The 24,055-nt window shown below is 34.5% G+C and carries 18 protein-coding genes and 2 tRNA genes; 9 read left to right on the plus strand and 11 right to left on the minus strand.

Annotation, left to right across the window (positions count from 1 at the left end):
- Nucleotides 1–4: 4 nt before the first annotated feature.
- A complete protein-coding gene (locus DM397_RS14975; RefSeq protein WP_111378313.1) occupies nucleotides 5–412 on the plus strand; it encodes a response regulator in 408 nt (135 codons plus the stop codon).
- A 223-nt stretch (nucleotides 413–635) separates the two neighbouring features.
- Here the strand turns inward: DM397_RS14975 and rpsT are convergent, their stop codons facing one another.
- The 4 genes from rpsT to proS all read right to left on the minus strand — a co-directional run bounded on the left by rpsT (nucleotide 636) and on the right by proS (nucleotide 2,787).
- Nucleotides 636–887: a 30S ribosomal protein S20 gene (gene rpsT, locus DM397_RS14980; RefSeq protein ID WP_111378314.1), complete on the minus strand. Its 252-nt coding sequence runs from the start codon at nucleotides 885–887 to the stop codon at nucleotides 636–638.
- 154 nt (nucleotides 888–1,041) lie between these two features.
- A tRNA-Glu gene (locus DM397_RS14985) sits at nucleotides 1,042–1,113 on the minus strand.
- A gap of 45 nt (nucleotides 1,114–1,158) precedes the next feature.
- A tRNA-Glu gene (locus DM397_RS14990) sits at nucleotides 1,159–1,230 on the minus strand.
- 78 nt (nucleotides 1,231–1,308) lie between these two features.
- Nucleotides 1,309–2,787 (minus strand): proline--tRNA ligase, encoded by a 1,479-nt coding sequence (proS, locus tag DM397_RS14995; protein WP_111378315.1) that lies wholly within the window; start codon nucleotides 2,785–2,787, stop codon nucleotides 1,309–1,311.
- Nucleotides 2,788–2,889: 102 nt separating this feature from the next.
- Here proS and DM397_RS15000 point away from each other — a divergent pair, with 102 nt between their 5' ends.
- The 5 genes from DM397_RS15000 (at nucleotide 2,890) to DM397_RS15020 (ending at nucleotide 8,562) form a co-directional block, all read left to right on the plus strand.
- Entirely contained in the window at nucleotides 2,890–3,897 is a 1,008-nt protein-coding gene (locus tag DM397_RS15000; RefSeq protein WP_111378316.1) for a hypothetical protein, read from the plus strand.
- 40 nt (nucleotides 3,898–3,937) lie between these two features.
- Nucleotides 3,938–5,515 carry an OmpP1/FadL family transporter gene (locus DM397_RS15005; protein WP_111378317.1) on the plus strand — a complete coding sequence of 526 codons (1,578 nt, stop codon included), beginning with the start codon at nucleotides 3,938–3,940 and terminating at the stop codon, nucleotides 5,513–5,515.
- A gap of 211 nt (nucleotides 5,516–5,726) precedes the next feature.
- The gene (gene rimO, locus DM397_RS15010) at nucleotides 5,727–7,040 is read left to right on the plus strand and encodes a 30S ribosomal protein S12 methylthiotransferase RimO (protein WP_111378318.1); all 1,314 of its coding nucleotides are present in this window, start codon (nucleotides 5,727–5,729) and stop codon (nucleotides 7,038–7,040) included.
- A 42-nt stretch (nucleotides 7,041–7,082) separates the two neighbouring features.
- Nucleotides 7,083–7,628, plus strand: coding sequence for a hypothetical protein (locus tag DM397_RS15015; RefSeq protein WP_111378319.1), 546 nt, complete (start codon nucleotides 7,083–7,085; stop codon nucleotides 7,626–7,628).
- A gap of 28 nt (nucleotides 7,629–7,656) precedes the next feature.
- Complete coding sequence (locus tag DM397_RS15020) at nucleotides 7,657–8,562, plus strand: N-acetylmuramoyl-L-alanine amidase (protein WP_111378320.1); 906 nt, start codon at nucleotides 7,657–7,659, stop codon at nucleotides 8,560–8,562.
- A 348-nt stretch (nucleotides 8,563–8,910) separates the two neighbouring features.
- Here DM397_RS15020 and DM397_RS15025 read toward each other — a convergent pair whose 3' ends face one another.
- From DM397_RS15025 to DM397_RS15055, 7 genes are all read right to left on the minus strand, one after another.
- Nucleotides 8,911–10,002: an outer membrane beta-barrel protein gene (locus DM397_RS15025; protein ID WP_111378321.1), complete on the minus strand. Its 1,092-nt coding sequence runs from the start codon at nucleotides 10,000–10,002 to the stop codon at nucleotides 8,911–8,913.
- Between the two features lie 596 nt (nucleotides 10,003–10,598).
- Entirely contained in the window at nucleotides 10,599–11,564 is a 966-nt protein-coding gene (locus DM397_RS15030; protein ID WP_111378322.1) for a glycoside hydrolase family 5 protein, read from the minus strand.
- Nucleotides 11,565–11,576: 12 nt separating this feature from the next.
- Nucleotides 11,577–12,809, minus strand: coding sequence for a glycoside hydrolase family 27 protein (locus DM397_RS15035; RefSeq protein WP_111378323.1), 1,233 nt, complete (start codon nucleotides 12,807–12,809; stop codon nucleotides 11,577–11,579).
- Nucleotides 12,810–12,905: 96 nt separating this feature from the next.
- Complete coding sequence (locus DM397_RS15040) at nucleotides 12,906–13,943, minus strand: IPT/TIG domain-containing protein (protein ID WP_111378324.1); 1,038 nt, start codon at nucleotides 13,941–13,943, stop codon at nucleotides 12,906–12,908.
- 20 nt (nucleotides 13,944–13,963) lie between these two features.
- On the minus strand, nucleotides 13,964–15,562 hold the full coding sequence (locus DM397_RS15045; RefSeq protein WP_111378325.1) for a RagB/SusD family nutrient uptake outer membrane protein: 1,599 nt from the start codon (nucleotides 15,560–15,562) through the stop codon (nucleotides 13,964–13,966).
- 13 nt (nucleotides 15,563–15,575) lie between these two features.
- Nucleotides 15,576–18,767 (minus strand): SusC/RagA family TonB-linked outer membrane protein, encoded by a 3,192-nt coding sequence (locus DM397_RS15050; RefSeq protein ID WP_111378326.1) that lies wholly within the window; start codon nucleotides 18,765–18,767, stop codon nucleotides 15,576–15,578.
- 313 nt (nucleotides 18,768–19,080) lie between these two features.
- Entirely contained in the window at nucleotides 19,081–19,959 is an 879-nt protein-coding gene (locus tag DM397_RS15055) for an AraC family transcriptional regulator (RefSeq protein ID WP_111378327.1), read from the minus strand.
- A gap of 307 nt (nucleotides 19,960–20,266) precedes the next feature.
- On the opposite strand from DM397_RS15055, the gene DM397_RS15060 reads away from it, so the two are divergent.
- Genes DM397_RS15060 through DM397_RS15070 form a run of 3 tightly spaced genes read left to right on the plus strand, consistent with a single transcriptional unit; the run spans nucleotide 20,267 to nucleotide 24,049 of the window.
- Nucleotides 20,267–21,403, plus strand: coding sequence for a glycoside hydrolase family 26 protein (locus DM397_RS15060; RefSeq protein WP_239457862.1), 1,137 nt, complete (start codon nucleotides 20,267–20,269; stop codon nucleotides 21,401–21,403).
- A 36-nt stretch (nucleotides 21,404–21,439) separates the two neighbouring features.
- Nucleotides 21,440–22,831 (plus strand): MFS transporter, encoded by a 1,392-nt coding sequence (locus tag DM397_RS15065; protein ID WP_111378328.1) that lies wholly within the window; start codon nucleotides 21,440–21,442, stop codon nucleotides 22,829–22,831.
- A gap of 27 nt (nucleotides 22,832–22,858) precedes the next feature.
- Nucleotides 22,859–24,049 carry a glycoside hydrolase family 130 protein gene (locus tag DM397_RS15070; protein ID WP_111378329.1) on the plus strand — a complete coding sequence of 397 codons (1,191 nt, stop codon included), beginning with the start codon at nucleotides 22,859–22,861 and terminating at the stop codon, nucleotides 24,047–24,049.
- Nucleotides 24,050–24,055 lie beyond the last annotated feature (6 nt).

Consider the following 24,055-nt stretch of genomic DNA (forward strand, 5'->3'; position numbering starts at 1 on the left):
TACTATGCTTGAGCAGATTTTATGCATTGATGATGACCCAATAACATTAATGCTATGCAAAAAGGTAATTTCAAAATCTTCATTTTCACATGAAGTTGTTACAGCTCAAAATGGCGAAGAAGCCCTTCATCATTTCAATGTCTTAAAATATACCAAGGACAAAACAAAAAAAAGGCCTGAATTAATTTTTTTAGATTTAAATATGCCAATTATGGGAGGATGGGAATTTCTAGACCATTTCACTTCTTCAGATTATAAAGAGTTCAATACAGTTCCGGTAATTGTGTTATCTTCTACCATTGATCCTGAAGACCTTGCCAAAGCAAAAAAATACCCAATTATAATAGATTTCCTTTCTAAACCAATTACACAGCCAATGCTAGAATACCTTAAAAAGAAAATTGATTTATAAAATTTAAAACCCTAATGTTTTAAATTCTAAATAACAAAACCCCTCAATACACAAAATCAATCAAGGTTTAAATTTTTAAATCTCTCAAATAATAAATTCCAAACTCCAATCTATTTATAAAATTGGAATTTGGAATTTATTTTTTATTGGAATTTTATTCTAGATTTAAAACAAAAAAAGTCCTCTTTTGGAGGACTTTTATATTTTTAATAAATTGTTTTAATTACAATTTAGCAACATGTTTAGTTAATTTAGACTTCAAGTTAGAAGCTTTATTATCATGGATGATGTTCTTTTTAGCTAATTTATCAATCATAGAAACTACAGTTGATAATTTTGCAGTAGCATCAGCTTTATCAGTAGCTAATCTTAACGCTTTAATAGCATTACGAGTAGTTTTATGCTGATATCTGTTAAGAACTCTTCTTTTTTCGTTACTTCTGATTCTTTTTAATGCTGACTTATGATTTGCCATTTTCTTTTAATTTTAGATGTAATAATTATTATAAATACTAGTTAAAAAAGAAAAACCTCCCACAACTGTAAAACAATCACTTTGGTTTTAACTAATAAAACAAAAACCGAGACACCAATCTTTGTTTTACAAAACTTATTTACAACTAATTTTGTAGTCCGTAGGGGAATCGAACCCCTGTTACCAGGATGAAAACCTGGCGTCCTAACCCCTAGACGAACGGACCAATATTCTCCTAAGTTGGAAACTTTTCAATATGTAATATAACTTGTAGTCCGTGGGGGAATCGAACCCCCCTTACCAGGATGAAAACCTGGCGTCCTAACCGATAGACGAACGGACCGCGCTTCTGTATTGCGGATGCAAAGATACATCTATTTTTTATTTGCGCAACACCTAATGCAAAAAAATGTATTTTTTTTTAATACGCCTTAGCAAAAAGCACTCTTTTAGAAGATGGTTTCCCAGTAAACACACAGGTTCCCGCCTCTTCAATAGCATCCAAAGGAATGCAACGAATTGTCGCTTTTGTCAATTCTTTTATCTTTTCTTCTGTCTCAGCAGTCCCATCCCAATGAGCAGATAAAAAACCTCCTTTTCCTTCTAAAACTTCTTTAAATTCCTCAAAACTATTTACTTCCGTAATATGAGTATTGCGATAATCTAATGCTTTAGTAAATAAGTCCGTTTGAATCTGTTCTAAAAGATCATTTACATGTTCAACAATTTTTTCGCTAGCAACAACCTCTTTTGTCAAATTATCGCGTCTTGCCACCTCAAAAGTTCCGTTTTCTAAATCTTTTGGACCAACCGCAATTCGAACAGGAACTCCTTTCAATTCCCATTCTGCAAATTTAAATCCTGGCTTTTGAGTTGTTCTGTCATCAAACTTAACCGTGATTTTCAATTTTCTCAATTTAGCTGTTAAATCTTTAACGGCTTCTGTAATTTGAGCCAATTGTTCATCAGTCTTATATATAGGTACAATAACTACTTGAATTGGAGCCAAATTTGGAGGCAATACCAATCCTTGATCATCAGAATGCGTCATGATTAACGCTCCCATTAAACGAGTAGATACTCCCCAAGAAGTTCCCCAAACGTGTTCTTGTTTTCCTTCTGCATTAGCAAACTTAACATCAAATGCTTTTGCAAAGTTCTGACCCAAGAAGTGAGATGTACCAGCCTGCAACGCTTTTCCGTCCTGCATTAACGCCTCGATGCAATATGTTTCATCAGCACCAGCAAAACGTTCTGTTTCGGTCTTAAAACCTTTAACAACTGGAATTGCCATAAAGTTCTCAGCAAAATCAGCATAAACATTCATCATTTTTTCAGACTCGTCAATAGCTTCCGCTTTTGTAGCATGAGCGGTATGCCCCTCCTGCCATAAAAACTCAGCAGTTCTCAAAAACAAACGCGTACGCATTTCCCAACGAACCACATTGGCCCATTGATTAATCAATAGAGGCAAATCTCTATATGATTGCACCCACCCTTTATATGTAGACCAAATAATAGCTTCACTTGTTGGACGAACAATAAGCTCCTCCTCTAATCTTGCATTTGGATCAACCATTAATTTACCAGGTCTTTCCTCATCATTTTTTAATCTGTAATGCGTTACAACCGCACATTCTTTTGCAAATCCTTCCGCATTTTTCTCCTCAGCCTCAAACATGCTTTTCGGCACAAACAAAGGGAAATACGCATTTTGATGTCCAGTTTCTTTGAACATACGATCTAACTCAGCTTGCATTTTTTCCCAAATAGCATATCCGTATGGCTTTATTACCATACATCCTCTAACTCCTGAATTTTCAGCTAGATCTGCCTTTACAACCAGTTCGTTATACCATTTCGAATAATCTTCTGATCTTGTAGTAAGGTTCTTACTCATATTATATTTTTTGGCACAAATTTTGTTTTAAACAATTTTAACTAAATAGTTTGACAAAACTAACTAATTTTGTAATGTGCAACAATAAAAAACACCACAGATATGAAAACTTACCTTTCACTCCGCCAAAACTCTAATCATTTTTACTTAATTGGATTATTGAGTTTATTGCTAGCATCTTGTGGTTCTTACCAAAATTCCTCTTATTATGATAATGATGGAGTTTATGGTGGCTCATCTGTAAAATATGCGCAAACTACTGGTACAAACAACCAATACAAAGAATATTTCAGATCACTGCAAGATGACAATCAGTCAACTGAAATTTTTACTGACGTTGACAATTATACTAATTATTCAGACAGCACTCAAACTGCCTCAACAGGTTATCCTGCATGGGGAAGCAGCAGTTCTGACGTTTCTGTAAGCTTCTACACTACCCCAACATGGTCATTTGGATTTGGATGGGGATACCCTTATTACGGCTATGGCTATTACGGATGGGGATACCCTTATTACGGATGGGGATATCCAGGATGGGGCTACCCAGGCTGGGGTTATCCAGGTTGGGGATATCCATATTATGGTTACGGATACAACTATTCTTACAACTACGGAAGAAGAGGTTCTGCAGCTTATTATGGAGACAGAAACTATGCTTACAATAGAAATTATAGCACAAATAGAGGGTACACAACCAACAGAAATTACACGACTAATAGAGGATACACTACCAATAGAGGAGATTATACAACAAACAGAAATTATACCACAAACAGATCTAACAGCTATACTGACTTTAGAAGAACTTCTACTTTAAACCGAGGAACAACCAGCCCTACATTTACTAATAGAGGAAATTACAACAATGGCTCTAATTACAACTATAGCAACAGAAGATCTTATAATAATAGCGGAAATGCCACAACAAACAGAAGCTATACACCTAACTACAATAGCGGCTCATCAAGAAGCTACACCCCAAGCAATAGTGGCTCATCAAGGAGCTACTCTCCTAGCATGGGAGGCGGAGGCGGTTCTAGATCATACAGCGGCGGTGGCGGCGGTGGAGGAATGAGATCTGGCGGCGGTGGCGGAGGAAGAAGATAATTTCCTCTGCACACTTGAATTAAAACTAAAACGTACCAAAATGAAAAAAATATTTTTCCTATTTATAACAGGACTAACTGTCAGCGCGTCATATTCTCAAGAAGTCTCAGATGCTTTGCGTTATTCTCAAGAAAACCTTACTGGAACTGCACGTTATAGAGCGATGAGTGGTGCTTTTGGCGCGGTTGGAGGAGACATATCTTCTTTAAGCGTCAATCCTGCTGGATCAGCAATTTTCAACAGCAATCAAGTTGGTTTTTCGTTCAGCAATCAGAATATCAAGAACAACTCTAATTATTTCGGCCCTCAAACAACAGATAAAGAAAACTCTTTTATCTTAAACCAAGCGGGCGGTGTATTTGTATTTAAAAACCATAATCCAAATGTGAAATGGAATAAAATTTCTATTGGCGCAACATACGAAAACACTAATAATTTTAATAACGAAGTTTTCTCTGCAGGAACTGCGAATAACTCTGTAGATGGATATTTTCTAGATTATGCAAATTACAGCAATGGAGGCGCTCCTGTTCCTCAGGAATTTGTTACTTTACAACCAAACGAAACATTATCTGATCTATATCAATATTTAGGATCCAATTTTCCTAACGGCCAATACCCAAACCTAAACGGTTTTTCTGCACAACAAGCACTATTAGGAAATATTGGACACATTATAGGCATTGATGAAGCAAACAATCCAAACAGTACCTATTCTACAAATGTTCCAAAAAACGGCAAGTACTACCAAACAAATGATATATACACAAGAGGCTATAATAGTAAAGTAAGTTTCAATATAGCAACATCATATAAAGACCGATTATATTTAGGAGCCAATTTAAATCTTCATATTACAGACTATAGAAGATCGACAAGTTTCTATGAATACAATAACAGCCCACTTCAATCTAACGCAACAATATCAAGTATAAGTTTTAACAATGATTTATATACTTACGGAAACGGATTCTCTTTTCAACTTGGAGCAATAGGAAAAGTAACTAATAATTTTAGACTTGGTGTGGCATATGAATCTAACACTTGGTACGAACTTTACGATGAACTTTCACAAAGCGTATATACTACAAGCCAAGCAGCAGGCGGATCAATTTTAAATGCAAATGCAAACCCTAATGTTGTAAATGTCTACGAACGTTACACCTTGCAAACACCAGATAAATGGACTTTTAGCGCCGCATACATATTTGGCAAATCTGGCTTATTAAGCATTGACTACGGCATAAGAAACTACGGAAACGCTAAATTCAAACCTGCTAATGCTGGCTTTGGCGGCATTAATAACCAAATAGACAACACTCTTACTAGCACAGGCGAACTTCGTATTGGTGGCGAATACAAAATCAAACAATTAAGTTTACGAGGAGGATACCGCTATGAAGGAAGCCCTTATAAAAACGGAATCACAGTTGGAGATTTAAACAGCTATTCTGCTGGTTTGGGATATAATTTCGGATCTACTAAGTTGGATTTAGCTTATTCTTACTTAGAAAGAAAATCTAAGGAAGCTTTTTTAGCATCACCAGGTTTTACAAACGGAGCCAACATCACTTCTAAATTAAACAATGTCACTATGACTTTATTATTTGAATTGTAATTAAAAATCAAAATAGATGATTGAGAATTTCCATCAAGTTCATACTTGGTGGATTTTTTTTTATTCTTCCGAAAACCTTTTTATTTTAAATCTAATTCAAAAAACACTAGCAACCAAACCTATTAACTTCATAAAAAACAGCTAAAACAAACTGCAAACTAGTGTGGTTTGAATAAAAAAAGTGTAATTTTGCACTCCAATTTATAAAAGTATGAGAACCAAGTCTTTAAAAAAGAACAAAATTAACGTAATCACTCTTGGGTGTTCAAAAAATGTTTATGATAGTGAAGTCCTAATGGGACAGCTACGTGCGAATGGAAAAGAAGTTGAACATGAAGCTCCTGCAGAAAAAGAAGGAAACATTATTGTAATTAATACTTGCGGGTTTATTGATAATGCAAAAGCAGAATCTGTAAATATGATTTTGGAGTATGCAGATAAAAAAGACAAAGGACTAGTTGACAAAGTTTTTGTAACAGGATGTTTATCTGAACGTTACAGACCAGATTTAGAAAAAGAAATTCCGAACGTTGACCAATATTTTGGAACTACAGAATTACCTCAGCTATTAAAAGCTCTTGGTGCCGATTATAAGCATGAATTACTTGGAGAACGTTTAACTACAACTCCAAAAAATTATGCTTATTTAAAAATTGCAGAAGGATGCGACAGACCTTGCAGTTTCTGTGCGATTCCGCTAATGAGAGGCTCTCACGTTTCTCAACCAATTGAAAAATTAGTTAAAGAAGCTGAAGGATTAGCTAAAAACGGAGTTAAAGAATTAATCTTAATTGCCCAAGACTTAACTTATTATGGTCTTGATCTTTATAAAAAAAGAAATCTTGCAGAATTACTAGAAGCTTTAGTAAAAGTAGAAGGAATTGAATGGATTCGTTTACACTACGCCTTCCCTACTGGTTTCCCTATGGATGTTTTGGAAGTAATGAAGCGCGAACCTAAAATCTGTAATTATATAGATATTCCGTTACAGCATATTTCTGATTCCATTTTGAAATCAATGCGTCGTGGTACAACTCAAGCAAAAACGACTCAGTTATTAAAAGACTTCCGCGCTGCAGTTCCTGGAATGGCAATTAGAACTACTCTTATTGTTGGTTATCCAGGTGAAACTCAAGAAGATTTTGAGATTTTGAAAGATTTTGTTCAGGAAATGAAATTTGACAGAATGGGATGTTTTGCTTATTCTCATGAAGAGAACACTCATGCTTATTTATTGGAAGACGATGTTCCAGATGATGTAAAACAAGCAAGAGCAAATGAAATTATGGAATTGCAATCTCAAATTTCTTGGGATTTGAATCAGGAAAAAGTCGGCAAAGTATATAAATGCATCATTGACAGAAAAGAAGGCGCTCATTTTGTTGGACGTACAGAGTTTGATAGTCCAGATGTTGATAATGAAGTTTTAATTGATGCTTCTAAACATTATGTAAAAACAGGAGAATTTGTTAATATCAAGATAATTGAAGCAACAGAATTTGATTTATACGGGGAACCTGCTTAAATTTACCCTGAACAATTGTTAATCACAGATAAAAATACTTTTATGAAACCTTTTCAAACTTTATTTATTTTAGTTTTTGGCTTATTTACTTTTACTGTTTCTGCCCAATATGGAGGAGGCTACAATAATGGCTATGGTAACGGTTATGGAAATGGCTACGGAAGAGGAAGCGGAATGGGTATGGACAGAAGCATGATGGCTGGACAACAGCAAGGTTCTCAAAGCAAACCTAAAGAAACTCCACCCGAAGAAACGGCAGGAATGATTGTAGAACAAATGAAACCGCAAGTAAATCTAGATGAATTACAAGCAATTGCGATTACAAATGTTTTAGCTGACAGCATACGAGAACAAGGCATTTTGTTAAAAAATGAAAGCAGCAACCAAGATCAAAAAATTGAGCAGATAAAAGCTTTACGCGAAAGTACCGATAAAAAGATTACGGCTTTTTTAAATCCGGACCAAATTGAAAAGTACAAAACTTTCATGGACACTTTAAAAGAAGTAAAAAAGACCAAATCGAAAAAGAAAAAAGATAAAGATTCTAAAGAAGTAAAAGACACTACGGATACGAAAATATCAGAATAATCGTTATTAACCTATAAAACAACGAATTATGACAAAAAAGCATTTTTGTTATCTGATTTTAGCTGTTATTGCCAGTGCTTGTTCGACAAATCCGTACAAGAATACTGAAAAAGCTTATGATCAGCAGCTGAAAAATTTGGAAAACCAGATTACAAGTAAAGAAGCTAAAACAATTCCGGCAGTTTCACCTGTTGTTATTGATACTTCGTATGCGCAGCAACTGAGAATTGTAAAAGACACCTTATCTAAAACAAATTCAACTTATTTGCAAAACGGCATTAACACGGAATGGATTGGTACGGTAAATTTCAATTTAAGAAAACCAAGCTTTGTTATTATTCATCATACGGCTCAAGATTCTTTGCAGCAGACGATAAATACTTTTACTAAAACAAAGACTCAAGTAAGTGCACACTATATCATTTCTGAAAACGGAAAAGTAGTGCAAATGCTGAATGACTATTTAAGAGCTTGGCATGCTGGAAATTCTACTTGGGGAAAAGTAACCGATTTAAACTCTTGTTCTATCGGTATTGAACTAGACAATAACGGATTTAAACCTTTTACAGAAGCTCAAATCAGCAGTTTGGTAGCTCTGTTAACCAAATTAAAAAAAGATTATAATATTCCGACACAAAACTTTTTAGGTCACGCAGATATTGCTCCTGGAAGAAAACAAGATCCAAGCGCTTTATTTCCTTGGAAAACCTTAGCAGAAAAAGGATTCGGAATCTGGCCAGACGAAGTCTTAGAACCTGCACCATTTGATTTTAAAATTGAACCCGCATTGAGAATTATCGGTTACAACACTAAAAATTTGACCGCGGCAATTCAAGCATTTAAATTGCATTATATTCAAACCGACGCAACTTCAGTTTTAGATAGAAAAACAATTGATGCTATTTATTCGATTTATAAAAAACAGGTTCAATAAAACCTCAACAATTAAACAAAAAAAGGGTTTCTGTAAAAAATACAGAAACCCTTTTTTTTATGGTTTATTATGAAAGATTTCTTGTTTTCAACCTACAAATCAAACGTTCCTACGGAACGTATAACCGCACGACAATCAATTCAATTCTACCAACAAAACATTCCTACGGAATGATTATCGACTATTCAACTTCGAACCTGAAACTTCAAACCTCAAACTTCAAACCTCAAACCTCAAACTTGAAACTTGAAACCTGAAACTTGAAACCTGAAACAAATAAAAAAGCTGCCAAAACATTAATATGTTTCGACAGCTCCAAAAAAAAAAAAAAAATATCAATCTTTATCTCTAGAAAGAGTATGTTGTTGCAATTAAGGCATAGAAACTTCCGCCTGTTGGTAACGCATCTTTATCTAAAAATATATCTTCAGACGCTGCATCGTATCTTAGCTCAGGAATTATAGTTAGTTTTCCAACTTTGTAGTTTAACGAAACTGTATTAGCAAATACATTTGACCCTGCTAAGGTTCCTAAACTTGGTGCTGCATCTTTTGCATCAAAATATTCCATTCTGTAAGCTAAAAGTAAAGATGGTTTGAAAGTGTAAGTAGCATATCCTACTAAAGAAAACCAATCTCCATCTAAATTACTATCAAAATCATTTGTCGTTTTAGCATAAGTTGCGTTTAAGCCAAGCGAAAAACTATCTGAAATTGCTTTAGAAGCTGTTAAATCAAACTGTGTTTTGTTTTCGTCTGAAACCGGAATCGTACTTCCTGGTATTGGGTTAGTACTTCCTGTCGTAAAATTCAAATAAGCACTTCCTGTATCTCCAATATATCCTACTTGTCCAATGAACGTTTTTTGGTATGAACCTGCATCCATAGCCGATTTAAAGTCTGTTGGGTTGGTTAAACCTAACATCGCTGTAAATTTACCAGAAGTATATTGTGCTTTAACCCCTGTATTAAAAAATGGCCCATAAGAAAACGCATAAGACATACTGTAGTTTTTGTTATCTACGGCATCTAATACCTCATAACCAATATGGGTTCCGAAACTACCCGCTACAACTTTAAATTCATCAGTTAAATTGTATGTAAAGAATAATTGTTTAATCATAAATTTTGCACTTGCATCTTTATCTGGTGTTTCATTATACGAAAACTCTGCTGCTCTTTTTCCGAAACCTAAGTCTACAAAAACGGAAGCTTTTCCAAAAGTATGACTCGCTTCTATCGACGCCATTCCCAACTCGAATGAATTCTGTGAGTTGGTGAAGCTCGTTAATCCATTCATTTGTTTTGAAAAATCATATTTATAGTACGCATCTGCAGAACCTCCCCATGTGGTTGCTGGGGGAGCTGCTGCTTCCTCTTCTTGGGCAAAGGCAAAAGAACTTGTTAACATCGCGGCTAAAATGTGAAATGCTTTTTTCATGTTTTAATTTGGTTTTTAGTTATTAATTGATTCTGGTTAGTTAATCTTTTATATATCTATTTAATAGCATAAGTCATTTCTAAAACCTTTCATGCGCCCTTCAAATCATCATCATTTTCATTAGCGAATTTATTAACTTTTGTATGAGTAGAATAATTCAAAACTGCTTTTTTGACGTTTTAGACGAAGAATTATGGATTACAAAAATTATATCGCCAATAATCGTGATTTGACATTTATCGATAATTGTTTTTGAAAATTCAACAACACATTTATAGTCGATTTTCAAAATTTATAATAGGTTAAAGTAAAAATTACTACAAAAATCAAACTAAAACTAACATCAAAACATATATAAAAATAAAATACCCCTAAAAAAATAGGGGTATATAAAAAATATTAGAAATAATAGACTCCAAACACTTTCAAAAAAAGACAACTTAAAAACCATTTTAAAGTAAACTAAATTCTTACAAATAACAACCTTACAAAACACCTCTTGATTGCGATCTGAAAAGCACAGTTTATAATATAGAAAAATCAAAAAAGCCCGTTCATTTAAGTGAACGGGCTTTTATATAAACTACTCGAATGATCTATTCTTCTTTATTGTATTTCCTTAAATATTCACGGACTTTAATTCCCGAATCTTTTAAATCCTCATCCTTCCATTTCCCATCCGATTTAGCAGATTTTTTTAAAATAGAACACGTTTCATCTTTATCAGATACGGACCAAGTTATCCAGCTTAGTTTTCGAGCTTCCATCCAATCTATGTATTCTTGCCAAGCTTTATAATTGAGAGGTCCATCGCCAGAGGCTTCCATTCCAGCAGATTCCGAAATAAAAACTGGCAACCCTCTCTTAATAGCCAAATCGGTTCTATCTCTTAATTCTTTGCCATGTGTTGCAGCATAAAAATGCATGGTATACATTATATTAGTATAACCTCTTATCGGATCTTCGGCTGGAAGATCGATGTCCTGATCCCAATGCGGACAGCCAACTAGAATAATATTATTAGGATCGTTTTCACGAATTACTCGAATTACTTCTTCTGCGTAATTTTTTACTTCCCACCAAGTTTCATAATCAGGCTCATTAAACACTTCGTATATAATATTAGGATACTTGGCGTACTTTTTTGACATCTCTGCAAAAAACTGTTTGGCCTCTTTCAAATTTATATTATGGCTATGCCAATCTATAATGACATAGATATCCGATTTTATGGCGCCATTTACAACCGCCTCTATTTTCTCTTTAGAAAATTCTGGATCCTTTATATAGGAGTAATCGCCAAGTTCGATTCCCATTGCAGCACGAACGACATTACAATTAAAATCCTTTTTTAGCCAGCTCACTGCTTTTTCATTATAAAATCTCGGCCACATGCTATGCCACCCAAAACTTAATCCTCGAAGCACAACTGGATTATTATCTTTATCTACAAGTTGAGTTCCAAGAACGCTTAATTGACCATGTTTTTTAACAAATTGCGCTTTTGAAATATTTACAATCAGTAAAAGAAAAAAAGCAGCAAAACAGAACTTTGATTTCATAACATATTAGTTTTAAGGAATTAGTTTTAGGGTAACAACATCATGTGAAGCAATTTCTGCACTAAAAGGTTTCTTGGTATTTCCTGCTTCTTTGTTTTTCCAAAGGTCTTTTATTTTGAAGATTGTTTTGCTAAAATCAGCTTCATAACCAAAATCAGCATCTTTTAAATTATTTTTATTCCAATTGAAAGTAACCTTTTTTGAAGTTTCGGTTCTATTTACAAAACTCACTGCCCAAGCACCGTCAGAAAGAGGTTTTACCCACACTTCTACCCCATCTAAGATAGTATATTTAAAACCCTGAATTCCAAGTTTATCCTGATTTACAGCAAGAAGTTCTTTATTGGTTAAAATTGCCAAAGTTTCTTTTGACATTTTTCTATAATCGTTTCCAGTAAATAAAGGCGAAGAAAGCATACACCACATCGCAAAATGCGTTTTGTCTTCGGTATCGTTCATTTCGTTTCCAACTTCCATCATATCAAAATCATTCCAATGATCTGGACCTGAATATTTACGAATATCTTTTCTCATATCGGCGATTTTCATGAATCCCCAAGACGACCAATTTTCTGGGTGTTTGAATTCGCAGTCAAAACATGGGTATATATCTCCCGAAATTCTCCACAGATTTCCAACTGGTTTTCCCCATTCCCACGGCTGATTGTCTCCCCATTCGCAAAGACTAAACACAATTGGCCTTCCAGCTGTTTTTAATGCATTGCTCATTGTTGTGTAAGCTTCTTTTGCCGTGATTCCTTCTGTATTACACCAATCGTATTTTAAAAAATCGATTCCGAGTTTTGCATAAAATCTAGCATCCTGATATTCATAACCTCTTGTTCCTGGATAACCTGCACAGGTTTTGGTTCCAGCGCAATTATACAAGCCAAATTTCAGACCTTTGTTATGCACATAATCAATAAGCACTTTCATTCCGTTTGGAAATTTTTCTGGATCTGGCACTAAATCACCATTTGCATCTCGCTCATGCGTCATCCAGCCATCATCTAAAACAATATAATTATAACCAGCAGCTGCTAAACCCGAAGTGACCATAATATCTGCGGTTTCTTTTACTAATTTTTCATCAATATTGGTTGCAAAAGTATTCCACGAATTCCATCCCATCGGCGGAGTCATTGCCAACCCTTCGTATTTTCCGCCCGTTTGTGTATGCGTATTTCCCTGACCGAAACTGAAAATTGAAAAGCACAGAGAGAATAATAAAATTATTTTTTTCATCCTATTAAATTTAAATGTATCACAAAAAAATATTCCCTAATTGAGTAGATTAGGGAATATTTAAACAAAACTAAAACCAAAATAGATTCTTTACTTCTATTTTAAAACAAATCCCATGTCATCCATAAGAATTGTATTTCCTCCAAAATTTCCAGATTCTTGAAGAGTCAGCTGATCAAATGTTGTTGGATTTCCGATGTCAGAAAACGGAATTTCGATAGTCGTCCATTTGTTTGTTAATGGCTTTTTAATTTGATAAGCCCATCCGCCAAAAACAAATATCACACTGGCATCTGTATTAGTAGAAACACTTTTTACTTTTACTCTAAAGGCTTTATATTTAGAAACATCTCTTGAGTTAAACTTCATATCAGCTCCATTCCATCCGCCAAAAACAAATTTAATCGCTGCTTGGCCCTGCACTACATCATCTTTAAAATTAGTATCAAAAGTATCGCTTCCGCTCCACATCCAATGTCCAGCATCGCCTTGAAGAACATCATCATATAAAGCTGACCCAACCGCTTCTTCAGATGTTGTAGTTCCTGAGATATTAGTAACACTTACATATTTATCTGCCGAATTTGCAGGCATTTTAAATTTAATCTCTGTTAATGACGAAGAAACTATTTCTGCCTGTACAGTTCCAACCTTAACTACAGGGTCAAGAAAATAATCTCCATAAATGGTAACCACATCACCAGCTGCAGCATTTATCGGATTATAACTTCCAAATTTTGGTGTTGGAGGCGCTATAATAAAATCATATAAAACCGTTCCTCGTTTTGTAACCAATTTCAATTTATTGCTTGCATCTGCATAAGGTGTTTTTTCATCGATTAAAACAAAAATTGCAGTATCGGTAACCAACGTAGGATTAAAATAGGTATCAAAATCATTAAAGTAAATTTTGGTAACACCAGAAAGCCCTTTTCCCTGAATAATATAATAGTTTTTAGGATCTCCAATTGTAACAGGAACCAAATCGCCTTCAACAGATTTTGCTACACTTGTAATGACTGGCGCTCCAGAACTTCCTGAAGAATCATCATTATCACATGACGAAAACACGCTCAGTACCATAAATGCCATTGCAAAGAAAGGCAAAAGGTATTTTATTTTTATATTTTTCATATTAGTCTAATTTTTAGGAATTATTTAAAAGTATATGGAACTGGAGCCTGCAATAACTTAGGGTTTTTAGCCACTTCGTTATCTGGATAATCCATATAGAAATCATTTGTTGCGTGATCTTCACTATAAACTGGCGTATAATGACGTTCTCCGTATCTGTCCCCTCTATTTTGTGCTGACATAATTGCAATTGCTTTTGCTTTGTCTATACGTCCTAGATCAAACCAATAATCTCCTTCAAAACATAATTCTTTTCTTCTTTCTAAAAATATATCATCAAAAGTAATTGAAGTTAAAGCTGCCAAACCTGCTCTCTTTCTTACCGCATTGATTGAACTTAAAGCCGATGCGTCTGATGTGCTTGCACCTCCAGCCAACACCGCTTCTGCATGAATTAACAACAATTCGGCATAACGCATTACATAAGTATTGTTATCCATCATTGCCCATCCATCTGCCTGACCTGTAACATTTCCGTTAACCACACCAATGCAATATTTTTTAATTGCTCCGCCAGACGCCTGAGCAAGATCTTTACCTGATGGAACTGTAAACCCTATTCCTTGTGTCGTTTTAATATTTGGATAAGTATCACCGCCAATCATTACTGTTTCATGCTTTCTTAAATCTCCAGCACCATATAAAGACAGCATAACTTCTTGGCTCGGGCCAAAAACTCCAGCATAAGACGCATTAGAAGTTGACAATGTGCCGTCTTGGAATCCGAATTGTGTGTTACAGTTATTTGCAGATCCGTAAGCTCCATCTCCTTTCCATTGAATAGCAAAAATGGATTCTTCATTATTGTTGTTAGCATAGGTAAACAAATCACCAAAACTTTTCCCAGGAAGCTGAGCCCCTCCTAAAAGTTTAAACTCACCGCTATTGATCACCTCTTCTGCCATTGCTCTTGCTTTTGCATAGTCTTTTTGATACAAATACGCTTTTGCTAGCATCGCTTTTGCAGAACCTTTAGAAACATGCCCATTATTTGCATAATTTGTTCCTCTGTTTTTTGCCACCAATAAATCAATCGCCTTTAAATAATCTGATGTGATTAATTTATAAATATCTTCAACTGGGTTTGTATTTACATAAGGATTACTTGTATAATCTAATGGATTTTCAATAATTGGCACTGGTCCCCAAAGTCTCACTAAATCAAAATAAGCAGTGGCTCTCATAAAATAAGCTTCTCCAATAGTATTATTCAAAACATCTTGAGAAACACCTGGCCCTACTCTTGCAGCAAGAAAGTTAATAATCATATTAGACTGTTGTACGTTTGCCCATAAAGATGACCAGCCATTTACCAATTCTGGATCACTTCCGTTTAAAGAAAAAGTTCTCAATCCGCTTACGTCAGGAGAACCAGAGTACATGTTTCCAGATCCTACTTCTAGCGCCCACCAGAATTTGTTATACATTTGAAACCAAGTTCTGCTATACATACCATTTGTTGCCGATGATACTTGTTCATCTGTGCTGTAATACGAATCCAAACTTATTCCATCTTCAGAAGGCCTGTCAGTAAAATCATCCTGACAAGATCCGAAAGTCAAAAATGCCACTGCCATAAAAAGCAGGCTATATCTATTTAAAAAAGATTTCTTTTTCATTTTTCTTTAATTTTTAAAATTCTAGGTTAAGTCCAATTAAAAATGTTCTCGCTACCGGATATCTTCCGTTGTCAATTCCTGATAAAAGTACATTCTGATTAAATGAACCAATCTCTGGATCGTAACCTGAATAGTTTGTAAACGTATATAGGTTCTGAGCAGACCCGTATAATCTTAATCTTGATATTTTATATTTTGAAATTACATCTTGCGGTAAAGAATACCCTAGCGTAATATTCTGAATTCTTAAGTATGATCCATCTTCAACATAACGATCTGAAATAAGAAGGTTATTATTTGAAGAATCTGCAATTGGTCTTGGGTTATTACTTGCTGTATTTGTTGGAGAATAATAATCCATTGCTTCCACCAATTGATTGTCATATAAAGAAGCATTTGTTGTACCAGCTCTTCTAGTCAAATTCATGACATCATTTCCGTATGAACCTTGAAGAAAAATAGAAAGATCTACGTTTTTATATTTGAAATTATTTGTAAACCCGTAAGTGAATTTTGGATGCGGATTCCCAATGAATGTTTTATCATTTGCATCAATTTTCCCATCTCCATTTACATCCACATATTTAACATCTCCCAAAGCTGTTTCTCCAGCTCCAGTTCCTACCGCTTGACCAAATTGTATTGGCGCATTGTCTAAAACTGTCTGATCCTTAAAAATTCCATCTGTTTTATATCCGTAGAATAACCCAATTGGGTTTCCAATTGTGGTATTGGTAACTACAACTGGCTGATATCCGTTGGTATTCACCTCTTGAGTTAACACGATTCCGTTAGCAATTTCGTCTAGATTATTTTTGTAATGAGAAACAACCAAAGATGCATCCCAATTGAAGTTTCCAGACGATCTTAAATCGTATCCAACCGTAATATCATAACCTTTATTACTCATAGTTCCCAAGTTAGAGTATGGCGCAGAAACTCCTCCGTACTGACCTCCACCACCTGTCAGATATAAAGGCAATGGTACTTGAAACAAGAAACCTTTAGATTTTTTGTCATAAACATCAAAACTTGCAGAAAGTTTATTATTCAGCAGTGTAAAATCTATACCTAAGTTAGTCTGATTCAAAGATTCCCAAACCAAATTTGGATTCGGGTAATTTGATGGCAAGAATCCGCTTCCTAAACCTGAATTCTGCGTTCCTAACATTGCAGAGTAACTGTTATTTGGAATCTGCTGATTTCCAGTTTCCCCATAACCCACTCTAAATTTAATATTGTCTACATATTTACGAGTTCCTTCCATAAAAGACTCATTAGATAATTTCCATGAACCCGAAATAGCGTTAAAAACCCCTTTTTGGTTATCTGTAGTAGGATCAAACTTAGATGAAACGTCCTGTCTTATAGAAGCCGTAATACTATATTTATCATTAAAATCATAAATAATACGAGCAAATAAAGACGAAAGCGAAGCACTTCCTTTGTATTGCGTTATAGTATTGTTATCAACATCAGCTAAATTAATAGTATGAATTGAATTTGTTTTAAACCCTTGCGCAGATGCAATTAAACCTTCCCAATGAGAATCATTTGCTTCCTGACCTGCCAAAAGTGTTATTTTGTGCTTGCCAAAAGCTCTATCATAAGTCAATAAATTTTTAATATTTGTAGAATACCAATTTTGTCTTCTTACATCTAAATCTGCTAATAAATTCACTTGGCTTCCCCATGCATAAGATGGTCTGAAGTCATCATTTTCAGAAAACTCTGTATTTGCTGCAATTTCAATGCGGTACTTTAATCCTTTAAAAATATCTGCCTCAGCATAAACATTTCCTAAGAAATTTTTTCTAACCAATTTATTATCTCTCGTCAACGCCTCTGCCACAGGGTTATAATAGGTAACGCTTTGTTCAGAAGATGGTGGACCTGCAAATGAGCCATCAACATTTCTAACTGGAATATCAGGAGATTGTAATAATGTATTAGAAATTAACCCTGAATAACTTTGGTTTACTGTAATTCTTTCGTTTGTAATACCTCCTGTTAAATTTCCACCAACTCTTAACCAAGATTTAATTTTTGAATCTAAATTCAATCTGACAGTATATCTCTTTAATCCAGAATTTATAATAGTTCCCTCATTATCTAAATAACTTCCAGACAAATAATAGCTTGTTCCATCTTTTGCACCAGAAAATGAAAGCTGATGACTATTAGAAATAGCCGTTCTATATACTTCATTTTGCCAATTTGTGCCAGGCCCTAACAATTCTGGGTGAGAAAACTCCTGACGAGTCTGAAAACCCCATTGTTTAGCAAGATTGGTTTTTAAAGTTGCATATTCTGACAAATTTAAAACATCCAATTTATTGCTTACTGTTGCAAAAGAAGTATAGTTCTCATACGACACTTTTCCACCACCTTTTTTACCTGATTTAGTTGTGATAATAATAACACCATTTGCCCCACGAGATCCATAAATGGCAGTTGCCGAAGCATCTTTCAAGATATCCATCGATTCAATATCATTTGGATTAATCATAGACAACGGACTCATAGCTGTATTACCGCTTCCTCCAGAAGCAGAAAATCCGTCTTTACCAGCCAAAGTCTGTCCGCTCGTAGATTTACCAGTTGCATCTCCAGAAATTGGCACACCATCAATTACGTATAAAGGCTCATTTGTTCCTGTAATAGAAGTTGTTCCACGAACTCTCACAGAAGCTGCACCACCAGGCTGGCCAGAGTTATTTGTTACCGAAACCCCAGCAGCCTTACCCTGAAGCATCTGATCAATAGAAACCTGTTTTAAGTTTTCAATATCTTTTGATCTAACAGAAGAAATAGCACCATTTACATCTTTCTTTTTCTGAGTTCCGTATCCAATTACAACAACCTCTTTTAAGTCTTCTGAAGATGGTTTTAAAGAAATATTGATTTTAGTTTTGCCAGCAATGGCAATTTTTTGAGAATCGAAACCGATAAAAGAGACTAGCAACGTCCCATTTGAAGGAGCATCAATACTATATTTACCATCAAAGTCTGAAGATGCAGTATTTTTAGATCCAACAACAGAAATATTGGCTCCAGGAATTGTCATTCCTTTATCATCAGACACTACTCCTGTTATTTTAACCTGAGCAGTAATAAAATTACTAGTCAGCAGCAAGAATAAAATCAAAGGAACCGCTCTGTGGTTAGCATTCCAATGAAGAAAGTTAGTCATTAGTTTTTTCATAATAATGTTTGGTTAGTTAAATTCGTTTATTGCATAATCAAAAAGTAAATGCCATGGTAATTATTACTTTTAAATTATTTAACAAATCTATAACAGAGAGAATTATCAAATCGATAATATTATATCATTTAATGATAATATTTTTACTGTAAACGATTAAAAAAACATATATAAAAATAAAATCACGTAAAAATTAAATTATTCGCAATAACAACTCTCAAAAAGAACCTAAACAATGAATAAAAACCAATGAAATCTCGAAAAGCAAACGTTTTCGTTAAAAATAATATTTATTAATGATAAAAAAGTATCACTATAAAATACGCTTCAAGCCTGAAAATTCTTCGCGATATTGACTTGGCGTACAATTTTTTGTTGCTTTAAAACTGCGATTGAAGTTTGCAATATTATTAAAGCCCGATTTAAAAGCTACCTCAGAAACACTCATATCTTTCTCCACCAGCCAGCGAGCAGCATAACCAATTCGAATGTCATTTATATAATTAACAAAAGTTTTTCCTGTACGCTTTTTAATAAATCGATTAAAAGAAATAATAGACATGCTCGCCACATTTGCCGCATCTTCTAAAGTAATTTTTTCTGCAAAATTTTTCTGCACATACTCGTAAACCAATTTCATTTTATCGTAATCATCAAACGTATCGTAGTCTACCGTATATGTCGAAAGCAAGCGCTGATTTCTAGAATTAGCCAGATCATATAATAAAGAAGTAATTTCTAGAAAATAATCCATACCATCCAATTTAGAAAGCCTCACAAGCCTTGGAGTTAGCTCTTCAGCCGTTTTTTTTGAAAACAAAATTCCATGAATAGATCGGTTAAACATATCTCGAATCGGATTCATGATACGTCTTGCAAGCAAAGATTCATGAAATAAATCATTATGAAACTGTATGGTTATTTCATGGATTTTTTTATTTGTGCATTTATTGAGCTCCCATCCGTGATATAAATTTGGCCCAATCAAAACCAATTCTACATTATCGATTTCTTCAATATTATCTCCCACAACACGCTTTACTCCTTTTCCATTTAAGATAAAATTGATCTCAAATTCTGGATGATAATGGACTGGAAAATCGAAACTATCTTTTACACGATCAAAAACCAAAAAGCTGTCACTTGCAGCAAGCGGAGCTATTTCTCTATAAAAATTTTTCGTAGTACTCATATTAAAAAGTATTTTTCAGAAAGGCAATATTCTTTTTTTTCGACTGCAATAATATGATATATAATTGATAAAATAATATTAATTACAGTTAAATCATCCGTTTATCTTTGAAAAAATTAATTATCATTTCTTTAAAAAGAATATTAATAATAATCATTAATCATTTTTAATCGAATATCTTTTTATAGTTTTAATAATTTTAAAGACAAATCGCTGAAGAATTTTCTAACAAAAAAACCAATAGATTTTAAAATCATAAATCATTGTAACTTTAGCATTTAGCGCCATAACAATCAATAATCCGACAATGAAAAAACATTTTATCATGCTTCTAACTGCTGTTTTTATAAGCGCTTCGTGCGAATCGCAAAAAAGCAACAGTAATACTATTTTGTCACTTTCAGATAAAAAAGCCACTCCAGAAACTCAATCACTTTATAAAAATTTAAATACATTATCTCAAAAAGGATTCCTATTTGGCCATCAAGACGATCTGGCTTATGGCGTGAAATGGAAATATGAAGACGGGCGAAGCGATGTAAAAGATGTTGTAGGAGATTATCCTGCAGTTTACGGATGGGACATTGCTGGTTTAGAAAATGATAAACCTAATAATATTGATGGCGTTCCTTTCAGTAAAATGAAACAATATATTATTGATGCCAATGCCAGAGGCGGAATTTCTACTATAAGTTGGCATTTTGATAATCCCGCAACTGGGAAAAACGCTTGGAATAATGTTCCAAATTCTTTAAAAACCATTTTACCAGGAGCCGAAAACCATAAAAAATTCACTTCTTGGCTAGATAAAGCAGCAACTTTCTTTTTGTCTTTAAAAGATAAAAACGGAAAAAATGTTCCTATTCTTTTCAGACCTTTTCATGAATTGACCGGCGGATGGTTTTGGTGGGGAAAAGGAAATTGTACTCCTGAAGAATTTAAAACCACTTGGAAATTTACAGTCGATTACCTTCAGAAAAAAGGTGTTCACAATCTAATATATATTTACAACACAGGAAGTTTTAGCAGTGAAGCCGATTTCTTAGCCAATTATCCTGGAGATAATTATGCCGATATTTTAAGTTTTGACACTTACCAAAATAATGATGATCCAAATGGTGAAAAATTTATCAATGAAGTTCAAAACCAATTCAAAATACTCAATGAAATCAGTACAAAAAAACATAAATTGATTGCCTTGGCTGAGGCTGGTTATGAAGCCATTCCAGATCCAAAATGGTGGACAGGAACTTTACTAAAAGCCATTGGAGATTATAAAATATCTTATGTTTTGTTGTGGAGAAATCACGGCTGGCAGGAAAAAGAACAGAAAATGCATTATTATGCGCCATTTAGTGGACAAGTAAGCGAAAAAGATTTTGTTGATTTTTATAATCTCGATCAGACTATATTTGAAAAAGACATTCAGAAAAAACTAAAATAACCGCCCGAAACAAATTACAACCTTAAAAAATAACCAATGCACGACAAAATTAGTTTAAAAGAAAAAATCGGTTACGGACTAGGAGATGCCGCCTCATCTATGTTCTGGAAAATTTTCAGTATGTATCTCCTGTTTTTCTACACCGACGTTTTCGGATTGGCACCTGCTGTAGTGGGAACCATGTTTTTAATTACCCGAATCTGGGATTCTTGTTTTGACCCAATTGTTGGAATTCTAGCCGATAGAACCAAAAGCAAATGGGGAAAATTTAGACCATACTTACTTTGGGTAGCCATACCTTTTGCCGTGATTGGAGTTTTAACTTTCTACACTCCAGATTTTGACGAAAAAGGAAAAATCATCTACGCTTATGTGACTTATTCCTTAATGATGATGATTTATTCTCTAATCAACGTTCCTTACGCATCGCTTTTGGGCGTAATGTCTTCCGATCGAAAAGAAAGAAATACACTTTCGTCTTACAGAATGGTTTTTGCTTTTGGAGGAAGTTTATTGGCACTTTGGCTAATTGAACCTTTAGTAAATTATTTTGGAGGTAATTTAAATTCTAAAACAGGTTGGCTCGCTACAATTGCCGTTTTCGGATTCATTACCACTGCATTTTTCTGGGCTTGTTTTGCATTCACAAAAGAAAGAATCAAACCCATTGCAGACGAAAAAAATAACTTAAAAGAAGATTTAAAAGATCTTTGGAAAAATAAACCTTGGTGGATTTTACTAGGAGCTGGAATTGGCGCTTTGGTATTCAATTCCATACGAGATGGAGCTGCGGTTTACTACTTTAAATATTATGTAAGCAGTTCTGTAAATTTCGATTTTTCACTTTTCGGAACCGATTTTCATATGACACCAACTTCTATTTACTTGGTTCTTGGCCAAGCAGCAAATATTATCGGAGTTATCATTGCAACGCCAATTGCCAATAAAATAGGTAAAAAGAAAACCTTTTTTGGCGCAATGGCTTTAGCAGCAATCTTAAGCCTAGTTTTCTACCTATTCGGAAAAGAAGATGTTTTCTTAATCATGAGTTTCCAAGTTCTAATCAGTATTTGTGCAGGCTGTATTTTCCCATTAATCTGGTCAATGTATGCCGATAGTGCCGATTATTCTGAATGGAAACAAGGACGTAGAGCAACGGGATTGGTATTTTCAGCATCCTCAATGTCACAAAAATTTGGCTGGACCATTGGTGGTGCGGGCGCAGGATGGCTTTTAGGTTATTTTGGTTTTCAGGCCAATGTTGAACAGACGGCAACAGCTCAAAACGGAATTCAATTAATGTTAAGTATACTACCCGCAATTGCGGCTGCAATATCAGTAGCTTTTATAGCATTTTACCCATTATCAGAAGAAAAATTACAGATTATAGAACAGGATTTAAACGAAAAGAGAGATCAAAATCATTAAAAAACCAAAGACAAAGAATTAATTTATATGACAACAATAACATCTTCAGTCAATTTTCAAGAAAGAAAATTGGCATTAGAAAACGAACATAAAACGCTTATTGAGCAAAAAAATGAACCTCAAGAAATTGCAGGAAACGGTATTTACGAACGTTACAAAAATCCTGTTGTTACCGCTTCTCACGTTCCGTTAAACTGGCGCTTTGATTTTAATGAAAAAACAAATCCGTTTTTACAGGAACGAATTGGCGTAAATGCAGCTTTCAATGCTGGGGCAATGAAATGGAACGGAAAATATCTACTTGCTGTTCGTGTAGAAGGAATTGACAGAAAATCGTTTTTTGCCATTGCGGAAAGTCCAAACGGAATAGATAATTTCAAATTTTGGGACAAACCTTGCGTAATACCACAAACCGAAGAACCTGATACAAATGTGTACGACATGCGTTTAATAAACCATGAAGACGGATTTGTTTATGGAATTTTCTGCACCGAAAGAAAAGATCCAAAAGCTCCAAAAGGCGATACAAGTTCAGCTGTTGCCAATGCAGGAATTGTACGTTCTAAAGATTTAGTAAACTGGGAAAGGCTTCCAGATTTGATTTCGAATACAGGACAACAGCGAAATGTAGTTTTACACCCAGAATTTGTAAACGGAAAATATTCTTTATATACACGTCCGCAAGACGGTTTTATTGATGTCGGATCTGGTGGCGGAATCGGTTTAGGGTATATTGATGACATGAAAAACCCGATTGTTAAAGACGAAAAAATTATTTTCGGAAAACAATATCATACTATTTATGAATTGAAAAACGGTTTGGGGCCAGCTCCAATTAAAACTTCAAAAGGCTGGTTGCATTTAGCGCACGGTGTACGTAATACTGCTGCAGGATTACGCTATACTTTATACATGTTCATGACCGATTTGAATGATATTTCTAAAGTTACGCACGTTCCAGCTGGACATTTTATGGGGCCTGAAGGAATTGAAAGAGTTGGCGACGTGTCGAATGTTTTGTTTTCTAATGGATGGATTGAAGGTGAAAACGGAACAGTTTACATCTACTACGCATCGTCAGATACAAGAATGCACGTAGCAGTTTCTACAGTTGATAAATTGGTTGATTATGTAATTAATACTCCTGCAGACACTTTTATTTCTGCGGGTTCAGTACAAACTATCATTAATCAAATCGAAAAAAATAACGCAATCTAAAATACC

Source organism: Flavobacterium nitrogenifigens (assembly GCF_003254565.1).
Classification (GTDB): Bacteria; Bacteroidota; Bacteroidia; order Flavobacteriales; family Flavobacteriaceae; genus Flavobacterium; species Flavobacterium nitrogenifigens.

Coding starts and splice junctions, on each gene's coding strand:
- DM397_RS14975 (WP_111378313.1), top strand. CDS start 5: ATGCTTGAGCAGATTTTATGCATTGATGATGACCCAATAACATTAATG.
- rpsT (WP_111378314.1), bottom strand. CDS start 887: ATGGCAAATCATAAGTCAGCATTAAAAAGAATCAGAAGTAACGAAAAA.
- proS (WP_111378315.1), bottom strand. CDS start 2,787: ATGAGTAAGAACCTTACTACAAGATCAGAAGATTATTCGAAATGGTAT.
- DM397_RS15000 (WP_111378316.1), top strand. CDS start 2,890: ATGAAAACTTACCTTTCACTCCGCCAAAACTCTAATCATTTTTACTTA.
- DM397_RS15005 (WP_111378317.1), top strand. CDS start 3,938: ATGAAAAAAATATTTTTCCTATTTATAACAGGACTAACTGTCAGCGCG.
- rimO (WP_111378318.1), top strand. CDS start 5,727: ATGAGAACCAAGTCTTTAAAAAAGAACAAAATTAACGTAATCACTCTT.
- DM397_RS15015 (WP_111378319.1), top strand. CDS start 7,083: ATGAAACCTTTTCAAACTTTATTTATTTTAGTTTTTGGCTTATTTACT.
- DM397_RS15020 (WP_111378320.1), top strand. CDS start 7,657: ATGACAAAAAAGCATTTTTGTTATCTGATTTTAGCTGTTATTGCCAGT.
- DM397_RS15025 (WP_111378321.1), bottom strand. CDS start 10,002: ATGAAAAAAGCATTTCACATTTTAGCCGCGATGTTAACAAGTTCTTTT.
- DM397_RS15030 (WP_111378322.1), bottom strand. CDS start 11,564: ATGAAATCAAAGTTCTGTTTTGCTGCTTTTTTTCTTTTACTGATTGTA.
- DM397_RS15035 (WP_111378323.1), bottom strand. CDS start 12,809: ATGAAAAAAATAATTTTATTATTCTCTCTGTGCTTTTCAATTTTCAGT.
- DM397_RS15040 (WP_111378324.1), bottom strand. CDS start 13,943: ATGAAAAATATAAAAATAAAATACCTTTTGCCTTTCTTTGCAATGGCA.
- DM397_RS15045 (WP_111378325.1), bottom strand. CDS start 15,562: ATGAAAAAGAAATCTTTTTTAAATAGATATAGCCTGCTTTTTATGGCA.
- DM397_RS15050 (WP_111378326.1), bottom strand. CDS start 18,767: ATGAAAAAACTAATGACTAACTTTCTTCATTGGAATGCTAACCACAGA.
- DM397_RS15055 (WP_111378327.1), bottom strand. CDS start 19,959: ATGAGTACTACGAAAAATTTTTATAGAGAAATAGCTCCGCTTGCTGCA.
- DM397_RS15060 (WP_239457862.1), top strand. CDS start 20,267: ATGAAAAAACATTTTATCATGCTTCTAACTGCTGTTTTTATAAGCGCT.
- DM397_RS15065 (WP_111378328.1), top strand. CDS start 21,440: ATGCACGACAAAATTAGTTTAAAAGAAAAAATCGGTTACGGACTAGGA.
- DM397_RS15070 (WP_111378329.1), top strand. CDS start 22,859: ATGACAACAATAACATCTTCAGTCAATTTTCAAGAAAGAAAATTGGCA.